Source organism: Caldicoprobacter sp., from assembly GCF_047459465.1.
In the GTDB taxonomy this organism is placed as follows: Bacteria; Bacillota; Clostridia; order Caldicoprobacterales; family Caldicoprobacteraceae; genus Caldicoprobacter.
The window spans coordinates 1-3,786 of sequence record NZ_VSCO01000155.1; the positions used below are offsets into that span (position 1 = coordinate 1).

At 48.9% G+C, this 3,786-nt stretch carries 4 protein-coding genes; 2 read left to right on the forward strand and 2 right to left on the reverse strand.

The genetic code is table 11. The features are described 5' to 3' along the window. Positions 1–22: 22 nt before the first annotated feature. A complete protein-coding gene (gene pta, locus FWJ59_RS08450; protein WP_414481506.1) occupies positions 23–1,009 on the reverse strand; it encodes a phosphate acetyltransferase in 987 nt (328 codons plus the stop codon). A gap of 252 nt (positions 1,010–1,261) precedes the next feature. Here pta and FWJ59_RS08455 point away from each other — a divergent pair, with 252 nt between their 5' ends. Next, positions 1,262–2,521 carry a nucleotidyltransferase gene (locus FWJ59_RS08455; protein ID WP_414481507.1) on the forward strand — a complete coding sequence of 420 codons (1,260 nt, stop codon included), beginning with the start codon at positions 1,262–1,264 and terminating at the stop codon, positions 2,519–2,521. Here FWJ59_RS08455 and FWJ59_RS08460 read toward each other — a convergent pair. Further along, a complete protein-coding gene (locus FWJ59_RS08460) occupies positions 2,518–3,300 on the reverse strand; it encodes a patatin-like phospholipase family protein (protein ID WP_414481508.1) in 783 nt (260 codons plus the stop codon). The two genes, FWJ59_RS08455 and FWJ59_RS08460, sit on opposite strands and share 4 nt — an antisense overlap. 70 nt (positions 3,301–3,370) lie before the next feature. Between FWJ59_RS08460 and FWJ59_RS08465 the strand changes: the two genes are divergently transcribed. Beyond that, the coding region (locus FWJ59_RS08465; RefSeq protein WP_414481509.1) for a nucleoside recognition domain-containing protein at positions 3,371–3,786 on the forward strand (416 nt) is incomplete at its 3' end.

Consider the following 3,786-nt stretch of genomic DNA (forward strand, 5'->3'; position numbering starts at 1 on the left):
TATCCTGCTCCTCCCTTCACCGTTATTGAGCCTCAACCACGGTAATGGCAATGACGTTGACGATGTCTTCGGCGCTGCACCCTCTGGAGAGATCATTGACCGGCTTTGCCAACCCCTGGCTCAATGGGCCCAATGCCATGGCTTTGGCCAGCCTCTGCGTGAGCTTATACGCAATATTGCCAGCGTTAAGGTCGGGGAATATCAATACGTTGGCCCTACCCGCCACCGGACTGCCCGGGCATTTCTTCTTGGCCACTTCCATATCCAGTGCGGCATCCACCTGCAACTCTCCATCTATCAGCAGGTCAGGCATCATCTCTTTGGCTATGCGAGTGGCCTCCCTCACCTTGTCAACCGACTCGTGCTCAGCGCTTCCCTTGGTCGAGAAGGACAGCATGGCCACTCGCGGTTCCATACCCACCAGCACTTTGGCGGTTCTGGCGGCCGATATCGCAATAGCAGCTAAATCCTGGGCGGTAGGATTGGGATTCAAACCGCAGTCGGCATAGATGAATACTCCGTTTTCGCCATACTGACAATCGGGCACCTCGATCAGAAAACAGCTGGATGCTACCGATATTCCCGGCATAGTCTTTATGATCTGCAATACCGGCCTCCATACGTCGGGCGTGCTGTACACCGCTCCCGCCACCATTCCATCAGCATCGCCCAGCTTGACCATCATACAACCATAGTAAAGTGGATTCTTCATGAGCTCCCTGGCCTTTTCGGCCGTCATCCCCTTATGTTTGCGAAGCTCCACCAGCTGATCGACATAAAAGTCAAATTTATCCGAGCTCTCCGGATCTATAATCGTAGCATCCGCCAAATTCAACCCTGCTGCATTTTTATAGATCTCTTCTTTTTTGCCCAGCAGGATTATGTCGGCTATGCCCTCCTTCATGGCTATTTCGGCCGCCTTCAACGTCCTGTCGTCATTGCTTTCCGGAAGGACTATGCGTTTTTTGCACGATTTAGCCTTATTAATGATAGATTCCATTACACCCATAGATGATCCCCTTTCACAAAAATTTATTTTTGATTAAAAACACACAAAAACTCAACCTATTTTATATTCTACATAAAATATCAAAATCCTTCATAAAATATGATTTCTAAATTTTCTGTATTTATTTTTCACCTTAGGACAACCATTATCTATTCTAACCTAAATAGGGGGTAAATCAATAAGTTTTTGAAAATTTACATTATACCGACCACAAGATATAATAATATATCATCTCCAAAGCGAGGGGTTATGGTGAAGGTACTGGGGATAATCGCTGAATACAACCCATTTCACAACGGGCATTTGCACCACCTAAAAAGCTCTTTAGAACTCATACAGCCCGATTACACTATAGTAGCCATGTCGGGCCACTTCACCCAGAGGGGCGAAGCGGCCATAGTCGATAAGTGGGAAAGGGCTGAAATGGCGCTCCGAAATGGTGTAGACATAGTGGTGGAGCTGCCGGCTGTATATTCATCTCAAACGGCAGAGCTGTTCGCCTATGGCGGCGTCCAACTCCTAAACCATACGGGAGTGGTAACCCATATAAGCTTCGGCAGCGAAATAGGAACAATACAGCCGCTGACAGAAATAGCTAGGGTGCTGGCCGAAGAACCCCCGACATTCAAAGCGCTGCTGAAACAATACCTGGACCAAGGGCTGTCCTTTCCTCAGGCCAGGCACATGGCAATCATGGAACACGCAAAAAAAATGGGCTTAAGCTTTTCGGAAAGCCAGTGGGAAAGGATAATCAATAGCTCCAACTCCATACTGGCCATAGAATACCTGAAAGCGCTGTACAGGACAAAAAGTAACATAATTCCGGTTACCATTCAGCGGATAGGCGCATCGTACAACGCCCAGGAGATGAGCGGCGAGATATCCAGCGCAACTGCTATAAGGAATGAACTTAAAAAGCAAAAATGTTGGGGCAACATTTCCCGGGCAATGCCTCGAGCATCCTTTGAAATATTAAAGGGTGCCATAGAATCGGGAAAAGGGCCGGTCACCAACAGTTCCCTTGAACAGCTCATGCTGGGGAACATCCGCTCCATGCCCCTAGAAGACATCAAAAACCTGATGGACATAGATGAAGGCCTTGAAAACCGCATAAAGGAATGCGCTCTCAAAGCCTCCACCCTAGATGAATTCATGGCCCTTGCCAAGACAAAAAGATACGTCTACACGCGCCTCCAGCGCATACTGGTTCACGCGCTGCTGGGCATAACAAAAGAAAGGGTGGAAAGGTTTCGGCGCGCCGGAGGACCCCAATACTTGCGAATCCTGGGCTTCTCAACCAGAGCCATACCACTTTTAAAGCAATTAAAACAAAGCGCCAAGGTGCCCATCATAACAAAGGCAGCCCATTATGAGGAGGTACTAAAAAGCCCCATAGCCCGTGAAATGTTCGATATAGACGTTTTGGCCACCAATTTATATAGCCTGGGGATACCCAACCCATGTTATAGAAAGGGAAACAGGGACTTCACCGAAAAGATCAGGGTAATCTAATGCTGGTAAGTTTCTATGAGACTTTTTATCCTGTCTATGGCTTCCAAAGTGGCCTTTCTGCCCGCCTGTATGCATCTATCCACCTCGTCAAAAAAGAAAGGATGGACACTCGAGACATCGGGATAGATTATTACATCTCCTTTTTGTACGTTGTTCTTCAAAATCTCCAGCTCCATTACCTCCAACGACTGCAAAATCACTTCCAGGATGTTTACGGGTGGGCGATGCTGTCCACGAAATCCCACGTCTACCCCTATGACTACATCGGCTCCCATGCGCTTTACGGTATCCACCGGCACCCGTGCCAACAGTCCCCCATCTACCAGGATATAATCCCCCCACTCCACCGGGGTAAATATTCCGGGTATGGATATGCTGGCCCGCACAGCCCTGTATACCTTGCCCTCGTTGAGCTCTATCAGCTGGCAGGTCTTAAGGTCGACGGCCGTAACGGTAAGAGGAATGTTAAGCTCTCCAAACTCCCTATCGCGGGTAAGCAGCTTGATGAGCTCTTCGATCCTATGTCCTTTTATAAAGCCATGACGCGGAACGCTAACATCGTAATACTTCTTCATATCCAGGTTTTGTGCTATCCCTTCCATCATCTTGGGCGAAACGCCGGCAGCATACAAAGCTCCCACAACGGCGCCAATGCTGGACCCAGCTATGTAGTCGGGAACAATCCCGTTTTCCTCAAGCACCTGCAATACGCCGATGTGGGCCAAGCCTCTAGCAGCTCCCGACCCCAAAGCCAAGCCTATCTTCACCTTTTTCTTCATAAATTTACGACCTCCACAATATGAATATACTAAAGCGCACTCCTTATATGCTCATTACGCGGGAGGGAAAATGCATAAGGGATATACCTTGATAAAGCTACAATCCATAACGTTGGTGATATTGTGCCTCCTGGTGACCTGTTTTATAATCGCCTTTCCGCGCCAATCCTTCCAGGCAGCCTTGACTGGCCTGGACACCTGGCTGAGAAACGTCTTCCCGGCACTGCTTCCTTTTTTCATCGCTTCAGAAATAATGATGGGCATAGGCCTGGTGAACTTTTTCGCCGTCCTGCTCAGGCCCGTCATGGGGCCATTGTTCCGCTGCCCGGGCGAAAGCTCGTTTATATGGGCCATGAGCATCACCTCTGGCTACCCGGTAGGAGCAAAGCTTACCTCATCCTTCCTCGAAAGGAGGGACATAACTCCCCATCAAGCCCAAAGGATAATGGCCTTTTGCAGTACCTCCGGCCCCCTCTTCATGCTGGG